Source organism: Thiomicrorhabdus sp. Milos-T2, from assembly GCF_000702325.1.
Taxonomy (GTDB): Bacteria; Pseudomonadota; Gammaproteobacteria; order Thiomicrospirales; family Thiomicrospiraceae; genus Thiomicrorhabdus.
On record NZ_KL370891.1, the window covers coordinates 320374 to 337759 of the forward strand.

The following is a 17386-nucleotide window of genomic DNA, read 5'->3' on the forward strand; positions in this document are numbered from 1 at the left end:
TAAGTATTTTTTCTATATAAATTAATTGGTTAAGTTTTACGTTAAACTAGTTTTGAATTTAATAGCGATTTATATTCTGCTTTACCAAAGATTGTGCTAAAAACATAAGCATGTTCTATTCCAAAACTTCACTAATAAAATTATCAGAAAAAATAGTAGCGTCTTAAACTGCCTGTATAAAGAGGTTGCTAAGGTATTTATTCAGAACAGGCAAAGAGATTTCATAGCTTAGGTATAGAGTTTAGGTTCTTGCCAATTGCCACCAAGCGCTTTGTATAAATTGACCAAAGCAGTTGAGTGAGCAAGTTTTAAATTTACGCTATTTATTTCAGCATTAAATAAGTTTCTTTGGGCATCCAATACTTCTAGATAACTTGAATAACCTGCGTCAAAGCGTTTTTGCGACAGATCCAATATTTGTTTAAGTGCGGCCACTTGGCGTTGTTGTGCCGCTAGTTGCTGGCTGCTGCCTTTAAGGTTAGTCAGTGCATCCAACACCTCTTTAAAAGCCGTACGGATGGTTTGTTGGTATTGAATGACTAACGCTTGCTTTTGTGCCTTAGTTATTTGTACCTGCGATTGACGTTTTCCATAATCAAAAATGGGGGCGTTAATTGCAGCTGAAGTACTCCAGCTAACAGAATCATCGGTAAATAGTTCATTTAAGGCTTCACTTGAAAAACCGAACAAACCACTCAAACTGATAGACGGATACAATGCGGCTTTGGCGGCACCAATATTTGCATTGCCGGCAATGAGCTTTTGTTCCATCGCAATAATATCAGGACGACGTTCTAACAAGTCAGAAGGTAATCCTTTAGGAATCGGCAAACTATTAAGTGAGTTTAAGTCTTTAGTTTTAAATGAGCTGGCAGTCATTTGCGTTAAGGCTTTTGGCGATTGACCGACTAACACTGATAGGGCATGAAGCTGTAAATCACGTTGCTGCTGTTGCTGTTGTAGAGAAATTTCAACCGAGGCTAGTTCAGATTCCGCTTGGTGAACATATAACGGGGTAACACTGCCATATTTAAGCTGTGTTTGTCGAAGTTGTAAGGCACCTTGACGAGATTCAACTGTGTTTTGCGCAATATGCACATTTTGATTTAAGGCCATTAAATTTAAGTAAGCTTGGGCGACTGCGGCAGTGACACTTAATTTAATGGTTTTTTGATCTGCTTCAGTCGCTTTTAAGTTGGCCTGTGCTTGTTGTTTAAGGGCATCATTTTTTCCCCATAAATCAATCTCATAACTTAATAAGCCCCCTAAAGAAAAAGCACCATAAGTATATTCAGAACCAACAGGGTATTCATTTAAGGAATTTTTTGATCTTCCCAATGAACCGCTTGAACTTAACTCTGGATATTGAGCGGCTTTACTTTGATTTGACACTGAACGTGCCTGTTGCAAGTTAAGCTGAGCTAGCGCAATATCACTATTGTGAATAAGCGCTTCTTTGATTAATTTTGCTAAGGTGTCATCGCCAGACAGTTGATTCCACCAGGCCTGTTCATTTAGATTTAATTGATTACCGACTTTAGGCTGTAAGTGATTCCAACTGCTCTGAGTTGGCAGTTCTACTTTAGGTTTTTCATAAGTCGGTATTTGGCTACAACCTGTCAACATTAAGACAGGAACAAGAGCCGAAATGGTGATTAAATTTCTCATTATTTAGACTCCATTGGTGAGTTTTCAATCGCTTTTTTATCTGTTTTTTTGAAAGAGAATCTTTCAGATATGCCCGCAACCCAACGGAAAAACATGGGTACAAATAGTGGTGCTAATAAAGTTGCCGCAATCATTCCTCCTACCAGGCCTGTACCCACTGCGTGACGTGCTGCAGCACCTGCTCCTGTGCTCAACATAAGAGGTATTGCAGCAATAGTAAAGGCCAAAGAGGTCATCACAATCGGTCTAAATCTTAATTTAGCCGCTGTTTCTGCCGCTTCAACCAATGACAGTCCTTGTTTGTGTTTTTGTATGGCAACTTCAACAATAAGTATGGCATTTTTGGCAGATAGACCGATTAAGGTTAATAAGCCCAGCTGGAAGTAAATATCATTTTGTAGGCCACTTAATTTAACCGCAATAGTTGCTCCTAATACGGCAAATGGAACAGCGGTTAGCACCGCAAGAGGAATTGACCAGTGTTCATACTGTGCCGCTAAAATTAAGAAGACAAACAGTAAACCAAATATAAAGGCCTGGTTCCCCGAGCTAGAAGACTGTTTTTCTTGGAATGCTTCACCCACCCAACCTAAGCTATAACCCGTTGGCATGACGTCATTAGCCACTTCTTCAAAAGCCGCTATCGCTTGACCAGAACTATAGCCTGGAGCAGGTTCTCCCATTAACTTAGCGGCAGGGAAAAGGTTAAAACGATCCACAATATCGGCACCTGTGCTACGTTTTATGCTAACTAAGGCACTTAAAGGAACCATTTGACCAGTTTGTGAACGCACAAAAACTTGAGCTAAATCTTCTGGTTTTTCACGGAAGTTAGATTCAGACTGTAAGTTCACTTTATAGATACGACCATATAAATTGAAGTCATTCACATAAAGCGTTCCAAAGGTCGCTTGCATTGCAGAAAAGACATCCGCAACAGGTATTTGCATCGCTTGTGCTTTTTCACGGTCTAAAGTGATTTCATATTGAGGAACTTTAGTGGAGAAAGTTGTCCGTACCGATTTTAATTCAGGGCGTGCCGTGGCCTTTTTAATCAATTCGTCGGTGACTCTACTTAAGGCTAAAGAGCCATCTCCAGTACGATTTTGTAAATAGGCTTCAAAACCACCTGTCATACTCATTCCCATAATGGTTGGCATGCCAATTGGAATACTAAACGCATCTGGAATCGCCATCAACTGACCAAATAGTTGACCTAAAATCGCTTGTAAACTTTCGTCTGGTGCAGTTCTCTCATCCCAAGGTTTTAAGCTGACAAAAGAGACCGCGGCATTGGATTTATTGGTAAATGTTTGTAAATCAAACCCAGCAAAACTGATTGCATGAGCCACACCAGGGTGTTGGCGTAGCATTTCTGACGATTTATCACGAACCACCTCGGTACGAGACAATGAAGCCGCTGGCGGTAAATAGTTAAGTACAAACATAGTCCCCTTATCTTCTTGGGGAAGTAGGCCTTTTGGAACAGTGCCTAATGTTTGATAGGTTATCGCTACCAGGCCTGCAAAAAGTAATACGCTGATTAAGCTGTAACGCATAATCGTTCTAACACCCGCTGTAAACCCACTGGTAATGCGTTCAAAAAAGCGATTAAAGTATAAGAAAAAGCCTGTGTGTTTTTGATGTGCGGATTGTAATATATTGGCACATAAAGCGGGTGTTAAGATTAGAGCCACAATTCCTGAGATAGTGACAGAAATAACAATGGTAATGGCAAACTGCTTATACATTTGACCTGTTAACCCACTAATAAACGCAACAGGGATAAACACCGCAGCAAGTACTAAAACAATCGCCACAATCGGGCCGGTTATTTCACTCATCGCTTTAATGGTTGCTTCACGTGGAGAGAGGTTTTCGGTTCGCATGATTCGTTCAACGTTTTCTACCACGATAATGGCGTCATCCACCACAATACCAATGGCGAGTATCATCCCAAACAAGGTCAGTTGGTTGATTGAGAATCCAAGTAGATACATTCCGATAAAGGTACCAATGATAGAGACAGGTATCGCCAAAACGGGAATCAACGTTGCGCGTGCATTTTGTAAAAATAGATAGACCACTAAAACCACTAAAATTAGGGCTTCAAACAGTGTGTAGATTACTTTCTCAATAGAGATATTGACAAATTCAGTCGTGTCATAAGGTACCGAATAATCAAGACCTTTTGGAAAACTATTAGAAAGTTCTGCTAATTTTTTATCAATAAGATCAGAGGTTTCTAAGGCATTTGCCCCAGGCTTTAAAAAGACCCCAATCGGTACCGTTGGTTTACCATCATAGGTTGCATTAAAATTGTAGTCTTGAGCCCCTAATTCAACCCGAGCAACATCTTTTAAACGTAAGGTATTACCTTGTTGTTCGGCTTTTAAAATAATGTTTTTAAACTGTTCAGGCGTTGATAAACGACCTTCAGTCGTGACGGTATAAGAAAAGGCTTGAGGATTTGCCATGGGTTCTTGGCCAAAACGTCCCGCAGCAAACGGAGAGTTTTGTGACTGAATGGCATTATAAACATCACTTGGTGTCAGTTTGTATTGTGCTAATTTATTTGGGTCTAGCCATATACGCATAGAGTAATCTTTAGAACCAAATTGGCGAGCCTCTCCCACGCCTGGAATACGGGCGAGTTCGTCTAAGACGTTAATTAAGCCGTAATTGGCAATAAATACGGTATCTAAACTCGAATCTCCAGAATAGAGCGAAATCACTTTTAAGATACTGGATGACTTTTTATTGACATTGACACCAGCACGTTGAACTTCGTTTGGTAGTTTGCTTAATGCACCTTGAACCTTGTTATTAACATTAATATTTGCCTGGTCGATATCCGTACCAATTTTAAAGGTAACGGTAAGCGTTAATGTCCCTGAAGATGAAGTCACTGAGTTGATGTACAACATGTTATCTACGCCATTAATCGCCTGTTCTAAAGGTGCTGCTACGGTTTGTGAAATGGTTTCGGCACTCGCTCCAGGGTAGGCGGCCGTTACCGCAACTTGTGGCGGTACTATTTCAGGATATTCAGCAATGGGTAAGCCTTTCATGGCAAGGAACCCTGCGATAATCACCACAAAAGACAGCACACTGGCTAAAACAGGGCGATCAATAAAAAATTTAGAAAACATGGTTTTTCCTCAGATTAACGGTTTCATTTAATGGGTTTAATACGGTGAGACCTTGCACGGTAATAGACAACAAAGTCATTATTATTCAGCGTGTTTTTTATCTGTTTTACCAGCGGTATTTGGTTTGTTTGGCAATATTGATACGGGGGTTTTAGGGCGTAACTTTATAAGGTTGTTTGTGACGACAATATCCCCATTAGATAAGCCAGAATCGACTAACCAATTTGAGCCTTTTTCATCCCCTAAATGAACAGGAGCTAAATCTGCAATGCCATCCGTAACCTTATAAACAAAAGATTGACCCCCCATCTGTAAAACTGCTTTTTTAGGAACGATGGATACATTTTGACGAACTGAGTCGGTCATTCTTAAACGTACAAATGATCCAGGCATTAATTGTTTTGATTTATTATCAAATACGGCTCGTGCCTGAATGCTACCAGTTGTTGTGTTGATGTTGCTGTCAACATAATCAATTTTTCCAGAGGTAATCTCATCATCCTTTGAATTGATGATTTGTGCCGTCCATCGGTTTTTAGGAAGCGCCTTGAGTTTGCCTGCCTGAATTTCTTTTTGCTGTTGAATATAATCGGCATCAGGAATAGCAAACACCACATTGATTACATCTAATTGGGTAATGTTAGTGAGTAGAGAATTTTCAGAATTTGAGCCAACTAAGCTTCCAATATCTTGTTGCTTAATACCAACAATACCAGAGATTTCGGCACGAACTTCAGTGTAATCCAAATCAATTTGAGTTTCATTTAATGCCGCTTTTTGACCTTCTAAATCCGCCTTAGCTAATTCAAGGTTAGATAAAGCAGTATCGACTTCTTGCGCACTGACTGCTTTATTCTTATATAAGCCTTTAACACGGTTATATTCTCTTTTTGCTTGATTGAGGTTGGCTTTTGCAACATTTACTTGAGCTTTTGCCTTTAGCACCAATGCTCGATATTTACGATCATCAATTTTATAAAGCAGTTGTCCGGCCTTAACTTTTTGACCTTCAGTAAAAAATTTCTTTTGTAGAATTCCACTCACTCGTGCATATATATCAACTTGTTGAGCGGCTTGTGCTCGGGCAGAGTAATCAGTATAAACAGGAATATTGTCTAAATGAACGGTTATCGCTGCAACAGGAACTGCTTGCGGTTTATGACTTGAATCTGCCGCAGAAACAAATAGAGGCATAAATAGTAATGCCCCAATAACACTTTGAATTAAACCTTTATTAGGATTTAAAAATGCTGAAAACATGGTAATTTCCTTTGTAAATAATCAATATTTTGAAGAAGTGTAGCATACACTACACTTTTATGGCAATCACTTATGAGGTACAATACCCATAAAAATTAAAAGTGAATAATTAGCGATATTATGCGAAAAGCAATACAACAATCCATTTCTGAGCCATGTAATAAAAGGGGCTTAGCGCGTCAGCAAAAATTTTTAGAAACAGCAGAAGAACTATTTTTGACCTCAGGCTATGCGAATACCAGTGTTAATGAGGTTGTGAGATTATCGGGCGGTTCTTTAGGGACCTTATACCGTTTATTTGGTAATAAATTGGGTTTGTTTGAAGCGGTTTTTAAACGTCTGGCCATGAACTTTTTTAGTGAATTAGAAGAAGGTGTGGTTTGGAGTGATGACGTAGAAAAAAGTTTGATGACCTTTGGGCGGCATATGCAAAGTGTTGTGTTAAAACATGATGGCATTGCTATTTATCGTTTAGTTTTAATGGAAAACAATGACGATCAAAAAGAGATTCAAAGAATTTACTATAAATATGGGCCTCAGGTTGGCATAGAAATGTTAGCTTCTTATTTGAGAGAACAGGTAAGGCTCAATAAAATTGCGCCTATCAATGCTGATATTGCTGCCACCCAATTTATTGAAATGGTTAAGGGATTATTTGTGAATAGACTGCTTTTTGGTGAAGATATTTCAGAAGAAGAGGTGGAAATAGCTTTGGTTCAAGGCGTGCAAATTTTTATGAAAGGTATTAGTAAATAGATAATTGATAAAAAGCCATTTTATCTAAATAAATGGCTTTGATTTACTGCACTGCATTTTTAAATTAGATCAACGCTTTTACTTTTTACCTTCTACCAGGCCTGGTAGATTATCTAACATATTTTTTACTTTTTCCTAACTGATACTCGCTTAATGCGAGCATGGCTAAACCAGCGATAAACCCAAAAGTTAACGCATAGATATTGGTGAGATAACCGCCATAAGTAAACAGACTAAAGATCACTATTCCCACAATGATAGCGGTGATTGAACTGATAGCGGTGATTGAACTGATAGCTGAAGTTTCTCGACCGAGTGCTAATCAGAATACCAGCGGTGCAAAAGCCGAATCTAGCATTCCCCAGGCATCTAAGACCAAATTAAAAATGGTTTGGTTATTACTCATTGCAAAACTTACGGCAACGACTAAGACGATAAACGTTGAAAATTTAGTTAGCCAAATTGATTGCGTCGGTGTTACCGTTTAATCTCGGCTTAAGAACGCTGAACAGGCTAGAATAAGTGAATCAACAGTCGACATGGTCGCGGCAAACAGGGCCTCTAAAATCAAACCAACAAATAGTGGGTGCATGTTTTTTCCAGCAACTAAATAGTCTGATGGTGTCTATTTGCTTACAAAATAGCTGGAGACACTAATAAAAAAGAAGAGTAATAAAAAAGTGATAAAAGCATATAGAATCATTGAAAGAGTAGCCTTTTTTTAGCCATTGCTAGTTGTGCTTGTTAGGTGTTGATCAAGTAAGCTTTGAAACTCAGGTAGTTCCAGTAAGTTTGTAAAAACGGGATCGTCTGTAATTTGTTCGAAACTGCCTTCTGATAACTGGATGTTTTTTTCTAGGTAGTTTAAGGCTTCTGGAATTTTGTTCAGCAAGGCGTGTGCTCCGGCAAGTTGATAAAATGCATGGGCATTTTCAGGATCAAGCTTCAAAGCATTTTGGCAAAGGTTGATTGCCCATATAGGTTCATTAATTTCCAATGCAGCATCGGCCTTGTAGGTTAACGCTTCTACATTTTCCGGATCAATTTCGAGTATTTGGTCGTAAATTGAAATTTTATTGTGACTGGAGTTTTCTTGAGCGGCTTTGAGCCAAAGTGTATGAATTTCTTGATGTCTTTCAAGTTTATTTTGTGCTTGCAGAATCCCCCTAGATTTTTTATTTAAGGCTTCTTCCATCTGGTCAAGGCGCTCTTCATAACTTCCTACTATGGCATTTACTTTTGAATCAGCTAAATGATGAATCTTGTCTTTGATATCTCGAATGGAGGTCCAACCAAGCATCACTAGCACGGAGCTGACTCCAGCGATAAGATAGAAAAAGTATGTAATTGTATCGGTTGCGTAGCTAGTGACCTTATCAACGGTTCTAATTTCTCGATCAACCACTTCCTTGGTCAGATTGACCTCAAGTTTATGCATGTCGATGCGTAGTGCTTTAACTTCATCAACCAAGTATCGTTCAATAAAAGGGTTGTATAAAGGCTTTTTCAACTGATTAATATGTGCTGAAGCTTCTTCATCTGTAACTTGATCATCATTTGATATTGCTTTTATTGGATAAAGTAAACAAAAGATGATGAACAGCGTTGTGCTTAATGAGCGCATATGGCGTTCCCATGGTTGTGAACTTCAATTAGACTTTGGTGAAGGGCTTTTATTGATATTTCATAATCCGCTTCATTCACAAAAAACTGCATTTCTACTTGGCGTGTATTCTGATGAATAGCTTCGATATTGATTCCATTTTCATACAGGGTACTGACAGCATTGTTCAAGAAACCTTTAATGCGCATGTCACTTCCCATGGCTGAAACCAGAGAAACTTTGCTGTTCTGTATCGATGCATTGGGTAGTTTTTCTTGTAACTGTTTGGTTAAACGATTCACTTTTTTCAAAGAGGCATCGACAAAAATGGTGATAGTGTTTGCATTAAAGTCTTTATTGATGACTTTGCATTTTAGACGATTAGAAATTTCGAGCAGTTGTTGTTCATAAAAAACTCGATTACCCATCATATCTTGGTCAAAAATTTCTACGGCTAATAAACGTTGCATACCGGCAATAATCTCAACCTGGGGCGCTTCACTCTTATAATCTTCTGTAATGAGTGTTCCGTGGTGTTCAGGATCAAATGTGTTTTTAATGCGTAAAGGTATTTGCTGTTTTCTTAAGCCTTGAGCTGCACTAGGATGGATGGCCTCCATGCCTAAGTTTGCAAGTTGATCAGCTATGTCATAATTGGTTTTACCAATAGGGACAACTTGTTCTTCACCTACTAATCGTGGATCTGCACTGCTTAGATGGTATTCTTTATGAATAACCGCTTCTGAAGCCTTTAATTTGACGGCAATTCGACTAAAGGTCATTTCACTGTAACCACGGTCATAGGTTTGCATGAGGTTTTCAGAACAGTGTGTGTAGCCCGTTACAATCGGAAGAGTTTGGCTGAGGTCAATTTCAGAAAAATGAATTGATATCATTTCATCTAATGAAAGTGGGTTTTCAGTTTGCCAACCAGTCAAATCAACAAATTGGGTATTGATGCCTTCGGACTTTAAAAGATGCGTTAAATTCCAAGCGCTGTGTGCTTCCCCAAGGCTTGCGAGGAGCTCTCGAACGGTTAGTAGATGGCTTTCGAGCGAAAAATGACCATGACGACATAGGTTTTGTAAGTAGTTTAATAATTGCTCGGTCTCTGCAATTCGCTTGTTAATAAAGTGATTAGCTTGAAACGCCATATCCGAATCGTCAAAAAAGTTAGCGTTGATATGATTTAGCTTTTGGCCGAGATCTTCAAGTGCAACTTGCCAGTCTGCATCTGTATCATCATTTGCAAATAGTCCATATACGCCTGGTTTTCCAGACTTTTTATGCTCTAAAAGATCATCTGTTACACCGCCATAAGCGGATACTACGAAAATTCGATTATAAGGGTTTTCTGGTAAGAGCATGATGTTATCACGTACGGCTTGATATTGACTCATTGAGGTGCCACCGATTTTCTCGACACTGAGTTTATTGTTTCTGTTGGACATTTATATTCTTAATATAGTTCATGAAATAAAAGGCCTCATGATTTGAGGCCATTATCTACTTTGCAGTCAACCTTATTCTGGCAGGTTGTAAGAGCCATCTTTGTCATGGGTTTCACGACCCGTCACTGGCGGGTTGAAAACACAAACCATACGCATCTGAACCCCTTTGTTGGCACTTAGAATATGCTGGTCATTCTCATTTAAAGCATAAACGGTACCTTCCTTTATTGGGTGGGTAATCCCAGTCGTTTTATCATATATTTGACCTTCACCTTCAATGCAGTAGACAGCTTCTAAATGGTTTTTATACCAAAGGTGTAAATCTTCATTTGGTTTGATTAGTGTGTCATGTAGCGAGAATCCCATACCATCTTTGGCTAACAATAAACGACGGCTATTCCATTGTTGGCTGTCAACATCGGCTTCTGTTCCAATAATGTCATCATATAAGTTACGAACAATCATTTTATACTTCCTGTGTAATTACTTTTTTAATCGCATTTTGAAGAATATCAAAGCCTTCATTAATTAATTCTTCAGAAATAACTAATGGCCCTAGGAACTTAATTACTTCGCTATCGGCTCCAGCGGTTTCAATGACCAATCCATTATCAAAAGCGGTTGAACAAATAGCCGATGTTAGTTCTGGTTTTTTAAACTCCATACCCCAAATAAAACCGTGGCCACGAATTTCACGAATTAGGTTTGGAAAGGCTAGAGCAATCTCTTCCATACGTTTTTGAACAATTTTAGATTTAGCTTTGGTTTGCTTAACCAGTTCATCATCTGCCCAATATTTTTTAAGTGCGGCGGTTTGTGCAACAAAGGCCAGGTTGTTTCCACGGAAAGTTCCAGAATGCTCGCCAGGACTCCATTTGTCTAGTTCTGGTTTCATTAAAACTAAAGACATTGGATGACCCGCACCAATTGATTTGGATAGGGTGACAATATCAGGTACAACACCTGCACGTTCAAAACTAAAAAACTCACCAGAGCGACCGTTGCCAACTTGAATATCATCAACAATCATTAAGATATCGAAATCATCACAGATTTTACGTAGGGACTGTAGCCATTCTTCTCCCGCTACGTTAATCCCTCCTTCAGCTTGAATTGTTTCTAAAACAATTGCCGCAGGGAGTTCTGTTCCAGAAGAGTCATCTTCAATAATTTTACGTAGGTAAGCCATCGTATCGACTTTGTCGCCTAGGTAGTTGTGAAATGGTACTTGGTAGGTATAACCAGGTACACCGTAGTTGTCATCATGATAATAACTGTTACCGGTAATGCTTAAAGATCCCATCGACATGCCATGGAAACCATTGGTAAAAGACATAACTTGTTTACGGCCTTTTACTTTACGTGCGATTTTAAGAGCAGTTTCAATTGCGTTAGTGCCAGTAGGTCCTACAAATTGTAATTTATAATCTAATTCACGAGGTTTTAGAATGATATTCACAAAGGTTTCTATAAAGTCACGCTTGGCAACGGTAGCCATATCTAAGGCGTGACTGATACCATTATTTTGTAAATATTCGATAACGGCGTTATTAATAACCTCATTATTGTGACCGTAGTTTAATGCGCCAGCTCCTGCAAAGAAATCGATATATCGCTTGCCACCTTCATCCCAGATTTCAGCCATTTTAGCTGTGCTAAACACTGTTGGAAAAGAACGTACATAACCTCGTACTTCAGATTCGTATTCATTGAAAATTGATAAAGACATCTTTGTCTCCTTTTATTTTAAAATAGGGTATTGATTAAGTTTTGGTTGTAAGGAGCACGTAAGCTATAAAGTTCTTCTGCTTCATGCCCTAAGTCTCCAAAGTGCTTTTCTTCAAGAAAATTTTCAACACTCACCGTTAAACGGTATTGCTCAGCAAAACTTTTAAACAGGTTTTGTGATGCTTTGTTGGATGGACTTATCGTGCAACAAATCTCAGTTACAGTCGGTCTACGTTCTTGGTTTTTAACCAAGTGATAGAGTAGTTGTCTGCCTAAACCTTGGCCTCTGGCCTTTTCAGCAACGGCTACTTGCCAAACAAATAGGCTGTCTTTTTCATCTGGACGGAAGTAGGCGGAAATAAAGCCGATGACTTCCTCATTTTGCACAGCAAGCACACAAGTATCTGCAAAGTGGGTTGCTTGTAAAAAATAGAGATAGCTAGAGTTTAAGTCTAGAGGTGGGGATTCTTTAATAAGTTCGTATATTTCAGCGCCATCATTAATAGTGGGCTTTCTAAATGTAATTAAGTTTTTATTATCAGGGTCCATGGTATGTATTTATATTTATAGGGTGTGTTGATTAAATCAACCAATCGCAAGTTCGTTATAGCGTTAAGTATTAACAAAAATGGATTGTAAGATATGGTGTTCAGTGCTTTTTTAAGGGTGCAAAGAGACCTAGTAAAAAATTCGTACCATACGATTGATTCCTCGGGACGTATCCTCTGGATTAGACTTGACCTAAATCGGTCTAGAGTAAGAGGGCGCCTAAACGCAAAAGAAATTGTATTTAATACAATTAAATTTAAGATATTTAATCCAATGGATTTATAAATTCTTTTATATGATAACAAACTAGAGTTATATTTCAAGGCCTAGACTTTTCAGATGCTTGTAAATTAGGCTGAAGGTGATTGGAAGAGTTTATGGATTTGTGAAGCGTTCTGTACAAGTGGTATAGCTATGACAAGTACCAGGCCTGGCACTAGTGTCCGGAATAATATTTCAGTACCACAATTCATATACCAGCCTCCCATAGCGGAAGTTGGTATTTCTTAAACTCTTCCCGTTGTTGTTTTCGCCTAAAGTATTCACTCTGCTGAATAGGTCTTTCAAACAACCCATGAGCAAGCCGCCAAAACGTTACTCTCAACGGTTCTGCTGACTTATTTTTCATCTGTTCAAGCTTAATCAATAGATACACAATAAGGGCTGATAGCACTTGGATACGAACAGCATTACTGTTTTGGCCAATGAAGCTTTTGATTTTGAGGTGTTGTTTAATCCATTTAAAAAATAATTCAATTTGCCAGCGTTGCTTGTATAGATGGGCAATCTCTTGAGCTGAACGCTCGAAGTCATTGGTAATCAATACCAATTCACCTTTATTATCGTCACGTTTGACAACAACACGGCGCATCTGGAATTGACCAAGACGTTTTTTCTGGCTTGAACCACTAAACTCAATGCATTGGTCTTCAAGAATATGAGGGGCTTTTTCATCGAGTTCGTAGGATTGTATGACGGTAATTGCCGCTCTTTTTTTCAAACGACAGACCAGCTGGATTTTTTGGTCATTGAGCTTTTTCCACCAGAGGTAGTCTAAGTACCCTTTATCCATCACATAGGTTGAACCTGGTTCTAAATTCCACTCTCGTGCTTGAGTAATATCAGGAATATTGGCCTGTGTGATTTCAAAACAAACAGGGACTTGGTTGGATAGTTCTAGTTGCATATGCAGCTTAAAGCCTGTGACTCGAGAACCTTGTACTGCCCAGTCAAAACCTTTACCGAGCAGTTGAATTGGAGAAGAGTCTATTAGATAGGTAAAAGCGTGGAGTTCTTTTCGTAATTGTCGATTCACACCAGCCATGAGTTGTTGGCAAAGTGCTTGATAGACATCAGCAGAGCGTTTACGGTTTGCTTCAGATAATGTGCTGCGTTTCAGCTCTTTTACGCCTAAGTGGTAGTGGTGAGAGGATTGGGCGTTAAACCCTTCAACCAACTGGCGTAATGATTTAGTGCCACTAAGTTGTGCGTACATCATCGCGACTAATTGATTCCAGCTACTAAACCCTTTGGCGTGTTTGTCGGTTTGATATTGATGAACAAGTGATTGAAAAGTGGTACGAATGGGTTTTAAAAATTGGGCAAATCGGGTAGAGTTAAACATAGCCGTAATCTCATTGTTTTTGAAGTCTATTTCGTGGTGGAAATACTTCTATCCTAGGAGTTACGGCTTTTTTGTCAAGGCTTTTAATATTTATTCCGGACACTAGTGCCAGGCCTGGTAACTTTTATTGAGCCTTATTGGCTGTTTGGTCATTGTCTAAAACTTGCAATAATAGTTGAAACTGTAAGTTATTTTTAAGCAGTGAGCGTCCCGCTTTAATTAATTTGGTAATTTCTGGTTCAGTAAGCGTTAAGCTGGTTGGAATGAGGTTGAATTCCGCTCGTTCTTCATTACTGGGAAGTTGGTCGAAGTTGAGTTTAATAAAATGAGGCACGACCTTTTGAGTGGCTGTAGAAAGTTCTTTACCCCATTTTTCTAAGCTTTTTTCAAACAATTGCAGTGTAGCAATATTGTAGCGATGAATTTGAATGTCAGTCACCGCATCCATGCTTTGCTGAATACTTGGGCTTTCGTTGGTTAATCGTATTGATTTAGTGGATTGGGTTGATGCGTCTACAGCAATTACCGCAATGTGTTTCACATTATGTTTACCCACTTTTTTCATAAAAGCGTTGGCCCCACCAGAAAGTTCAATCGCTTCATAAATCGCTCTTAACCCTAAATTATCACTAATCCCACCGTCTACTAAATGTAGGTAGGGATAAACCGTATTGGTGTAACTTTTTAAGCCGCTAATGGTCTGCTGGAGTTCATAATTAGTTTTAGAGATATTAGCTAATTTTTTAAGCCTTTGGTTAACGTTATTATTGCAGGGGTAGTAGTTTTTGAGAACAACAGGATTAAAAACAACTGGCACAGCAGAAGAGGCGGTAACCGCTTTTGCTAAAGGAAAATCATTAATGTTTGAGCAGATTAGGTCAAAGTAATCCTGTGTAAAAGAGAAGCGAACTCCATTGCTTAAATCTGTGGCATTAATGAGTATTAAAGGTCTATTTGGTTTATTTAAATCGGAAAATGTTGCACCTTTAAAGATAGATTGATTATAGAGTTGCACAGCCATCTCGGTGCGTCCGGTGCTACCAAACCATTGAAAAGGGTTGAGTAAGCCGCTAATTAATTGATACTCAATGTCCTGCTTTAGCATGACTTTTTCAAAGTCATCAAACGTTCGTTTACCTTTTAAACCATAGTAAGCTGCAATAAAACTTCCTCCGGAAACAGAGCTAATAATATCGACCTCATCAAGAAGAGAGAGGTTTTTGTGTTGTAAACGAATCGTTGTTTCATTTAGCTCTTGCAACACGCCATAAGCCAAAGCGGCAGCTCGAGTTCCACCTCCTGAAAAAGTTAAAACTAATGCAATATCCCCTTGTGGTTTGTTTTGAATAACCGAACTCATTGAGTATTCATGCTGGGAGGGGGTTAAGTTTTTTTTGTATTTGTCGTTACTTATTACGCCAATGGATGAGCACCCTGCGATTATAAAAAAAAGTAGGGAAATAAAGGTTAGTTTTAAAGCGGTAAAAAGTTGCAAAATATTTAGCCTGGTAAAAGTTTTTTACATCTTATCATGACTTTTATGCGTGTAGTTTTTGTTAGAAAGTCGTTTTGTAAAAAATGTCATTAATTTTAATTTAATGCTTCATTAATTTGCGTTTTGGTCGATACCTTACTTAGAGGTATCCTAGGATGAGAAATAACAAGCCGGTTGCTCCTGCTGTAAGGTATTTTTTTAAACGTTTAGAAAAACGTTATGAGCAAATTCAACAAGCGATTAAAGCCGAAGCCTTTTCCAAACAAGAAGTTGAGTTTGATAAGGTTGAGGGGTTTTTTAGACAAATCATGACTCAGAATATTTTTATACATACTGTTGGGTTAAATGGTAAGCATGAGTCTACGATTTTATCTAAAGCCATTTTTAGTATGAATAGGGTTGTGAGACTTTATTACAGTACGAGTTTTGATGAAAATAATAGTGGTTTTCTTAGAATAAGGCCGGATAACGATATGCAAGCGATTGTTGTAGAGCGATTGCATGGTTATCGACCTAAGGCTGAAGTTTTATATGTTGGTAAACAGCAATGTCATGTTATTCGTTTTATGGTTCGCTGGTTAATTCGTCGAGTTGACTGGGATAAAACTAAGTTAAATAACTTAGATTTATATAAACGTTTTCTTGAAGAACAAAAGTTAGAGCTTGAAGAGCAAATTGCTGAAGCGGCTGCAAGGCAAGAGGAGGAAGAGATTCAAAGAGCTTTAGCAAAACATCAAACGGGTAACAAAGTAAGAAAAATTCACGCAACGTAGTGAGACCTTTGCACGAGAGTATGCACGAGTAAAAATGGTTAAAATTCACCTGATTTTTGTTGAAAAACTTGCGAATAGCTAGCTATTCCCTGCGTTTTCCGCCTCAATCAGGCAAATTTTCACTCATTTTTCTTTCGTACCTATCTCGTGCAAAGGTCTCATAGTGAATTAAAAACGTAGTGAATTAAAGGTGAGTAACACCCTGAAACAAAAAACCCTGTTTAAATCAGGGCTTTTTTGTAGGTTGCTGTAGTGATTGTAAATAGCATACAAAGCTTAGTGTGAGCGATTAACCGCTAGGTCAGCTAAAGAACATAAGGCGGTTTTTAAATCACTTGCCGCTAAATCCTCTATTGCCGTTTTAGCAAGTTGGGCTTCTTTTTGAGCAATTTCTTGGGTAAAGGTTATTGCACCAGAGTTTTTAATGATAGCAGTGACTTCATCTAATAAGTTGATGCCTTCGCTTTCAATTGCTCGGCGAATAATAGCTTTTTCATCCTCGCTGCCATTCTCAAGTACATAGATTAACGGAAGAGTGGGTTTGCCTTCTGCTAAGTCATCACCAATGTTTTTACCTAACTCTTCTTCATTAGCCGTGTAGTCAAGAGCGTCATCAATTAGCTGAAAGGCTGCACCCAAATGTTTACCATAGGCCACAAAAGCGTCTTCAAGCTCAGGTTTATTGGCCAAGATGGGGCCCATTTGAGTGGCGGCTTCAAAAAGTTTGGCAGTTTTACGATGAATAACTTCCATATAACGTTCTTTGGTCGTATCCGAATCATGGCAGTTTAAAAGTTGTAATACTTCACCTTCAGCAATCACGTTTGTTGCCTCAGACATGACTTGCATAATTTTTATTTCACCTGGCTCAACCATCATTTCAAATGAACGAGAGTAGAGAAAATCGCCTACCAGCACACTAGCGGCATTGCCCCATACTTCATTTGCCGTTTTGTTACCACGGCGAGTGTCAGATTCATCTACTACATCATCGTGTAATAAGGTTGAAGTATGAATAAATTCAATGACTGCAGCCATTAATTGATGGTTTGTCCCGTTGTAACCACATGCACGCGCACTTAATAAAACCAGTAATGGGCGCAATCTCTTGCCACCACTGTTAATAATATAATGGCCAATTTGATTAATGAGGACAACATCTGATGAGAGTCTATTTAAGATTAGTTGATCAACAGCTTGAATATCATCTTGAATTAAGGCACGAATTTCAGATAGTGTCATGATGGTGATAGGCAAGAAGCCTTCCAGTTTTAATAAAAGACGCTTATTTTAGTATGAATAGTAAGTTGAAGCTAGTGCTAGACTT

At 38.7% G+C, this 17386-nt stretch carries 15 protein-coding genes; 3 read left to right on the forward strand and 12 right to left on the reverse strand.

The window, feature by feature from the left end; translation table 11 throughout:
- Positions 1 to 228 precede the first annotated feature (228 nt).
- From BS34_RS0101400 to BS34_RS0101410, 3 genes are all read right to left on the reverse strand, one after another.
- Positions 229 to 1668 (reverse strand): efflux transporter outer membrane subunit, encoded by a 1440-nt coding sequence (locus BS34_RS0101400; protein WP_029406772.1) that lies wholly within the window; start codon positions 1666 to 1668, stop codon positions 229 to 231.
- Positions 1668 to 4820: an efflux RND transporter permease subunit gene (locus tag BS34_RS0101405; RefSeq protein ID WP_029406773.1), complete on the reverse strand. Its 3153-nt coding sequence runs from the start codon at positions 4818 to 4820 to the stop codon at positions 1668 to 1670. The genes BS34_RS0101400 and BS34_RS0101405 overlap by 1 nt, the downstream gene beginning before the upstream one ends.
- A gap of 81 nt (positions 4821 to 4901) precedes the next feature.
- Positions 4902 to 6080 carry an efflux RND transporter periplasmic adaptor subunit gene (locus BS34_RS0101410; RefSeq protein WP_051640622.1) on the reverse strand — a complete coding sequence of 393 codons (1179 nt, stop codon included), beginning with the start codon at positions 6078 to 6080 and terminating at the stop codon, positions 4902 to 4904.
- 120 nt (positions 6081 to 6200) lie between these two features.
- Here BS34_RS0101410 and BS34_RS0101415 point away from each other — a divergent pair, with 120 nt between their 5' ends.
- Both BS34_RS0101415 and BS34_RS0101420 read left to right on the forward strand, forming a co-directional pair.
- Complete coding sequence (locus BS34_RS0101415) at positions 6201 to 6836, forward strand: TetR/AcrR family transcriptional regulator (protein WP_029406775.1); 636 nt, start codon at positions 6201 to 6203, stop codon at positions 6834 to 6836.
- 254 nt (positions 6837 to 7090) lie between these two features.
- Positions 7091 to 7324 (forward strand): hypothetical protein, encoded by a 234-nt coding sequence (locus BS34_RS0101420; RefSeq protein ID WP_029406776.1) that lies wholly within the window; start codon positions 7091 to 7093, stop codon positions 7322 to 7324.
- Here the strand turns inward: BS34_RS0101420 and BS34_RS13195 are convergent.
- From BS34_RS13195 to BS34_RS0101460, 8 genes are all read right to left on the reverse strand, one after another.
- Entirely contained in the window at positions 7321 to 7428 is a 108-nt protein-coding gene (locus tag BS34_RS13195) for a sodium:solute symporter family transporter (RefSeq protein WP_158660955.1), read from the reverse strand. The genes BS34_RS0101420 and BS34_RS13195 overlap by 4 nt on opposite strands.
- Positions 7429 to 7557: 129 nt before the next feature.
- Entirely contained in the window at positions 7558 to 8460 is a 903-nt protein-coding gene (locus BS34_RS0101430; RefSeq protein WP_038126223.1) for a tetratricopeptide repeat protein, read from the reverse strand.
- Complete coding sequence (locus tag BS34_RS0101435) at positions 8448 to 9890, reverse strand: aspartate kinase (RefSeq protein ID WP_029406778.1); 1443 nt, start codon at positions 9888 to 9890, stop codon at positions 8448 to 8450. The genes BS34_RS0101430 and BS34_RS0101435 overlap by 13 nt, the downstream gene beginning before the upstream one ends.
- A 72-nt stretch (positions 9891 to 9962) precedes the next feature.
- A complete protein-coding gene (locus tag BS34_RS0101440; RefSeq protein ID WP_029406779.1) occupies positions 9963 to 10355 on the reverse strand; it encodes an ectoine synthase in 393 nt (130 codons plus the stop codon).
- Between the two features lies 1 nt (position 10356).
- Positions 10357 to 11619 (reverse strand): diaminobutyrate--2-oxoglutarate transaminase, encoded by a 1263-nt coding sequence (gene ectB, locus BS34_RS0101445; RefSeq protein WP_029406780.1) that lies wholly within the window; start codon positions 11617 to 11619, stop codon positions 10357 to 10359.
- Between the two features lie 17 nt (positions 11620 to 11636).
- Positions 11637 to 12167 carry a diaminobutyrate acetyltransferase gene (ectA, locus tag BS34_RS0101450; protein WP_029406781.1) on the reverse strand — a complete coding sequence of 177 codons (531 nt, stop codon included), beginning with the start codon at positions 12165 to 12167 and terminating at the stop codon, positions 11637 to 11639.
- A gap of 469 nt (positions 12168 to 12636) precedes the next feature.
- A complete protein-coding gene (locus BS34_RS0101455) occupies positions 12637 to 13791 on the reverse strand; it encodes an IS4 family transposase (protein WP_051640610.1) in 1155 nt (384 codons plus the stop codon).
- Positions 13792 to 13915: 124 nt separating this feature from the next.
- The gene (locus BS34_RS0101460) at positions 13916 to 15151 is read right to left on the reverse strand and encodes a patatin-like phospholipase family protein (protein WP_051640623.1); all 1236 of its coding nucleotides are present in this window, start codon (positions 15149 to 15151) and stop codon (positions 13916 to 13918) included.
- 290 nt (positions 15152 to 15441) lie between these two features.
- On the opposite strand from BS34_RS0101460, the gene BS34_RS0101465 reads away from it, so the two are divergent.
- Entirely contained in the window at positions 15442 to 16059 is a 618-nt protein-coding gene (locus tag BS34_RS0101465) for a hypothetical protein (RefSeq protein ID WP_029406783.1), read from the forward strand.
- A 276-nt stretch (positions 16060 to 16335) separates the two neighbouring features.
- On the opposite strand, the gene BS34_RS0101470 is transcribed toward BS34_RS0101465, so the two are convergent.
- Entirely contained in the window at positions 16336 to 17301 is a 966-nt protein-coding gene (locus BS34_RS0101470) for a polyprenyl synthetase family protein (RefSeq protein ID WP_029406784.1), read from the reverse strand.
- Positions 17302 to 17386: the final 85 nt, after the last annotated feature.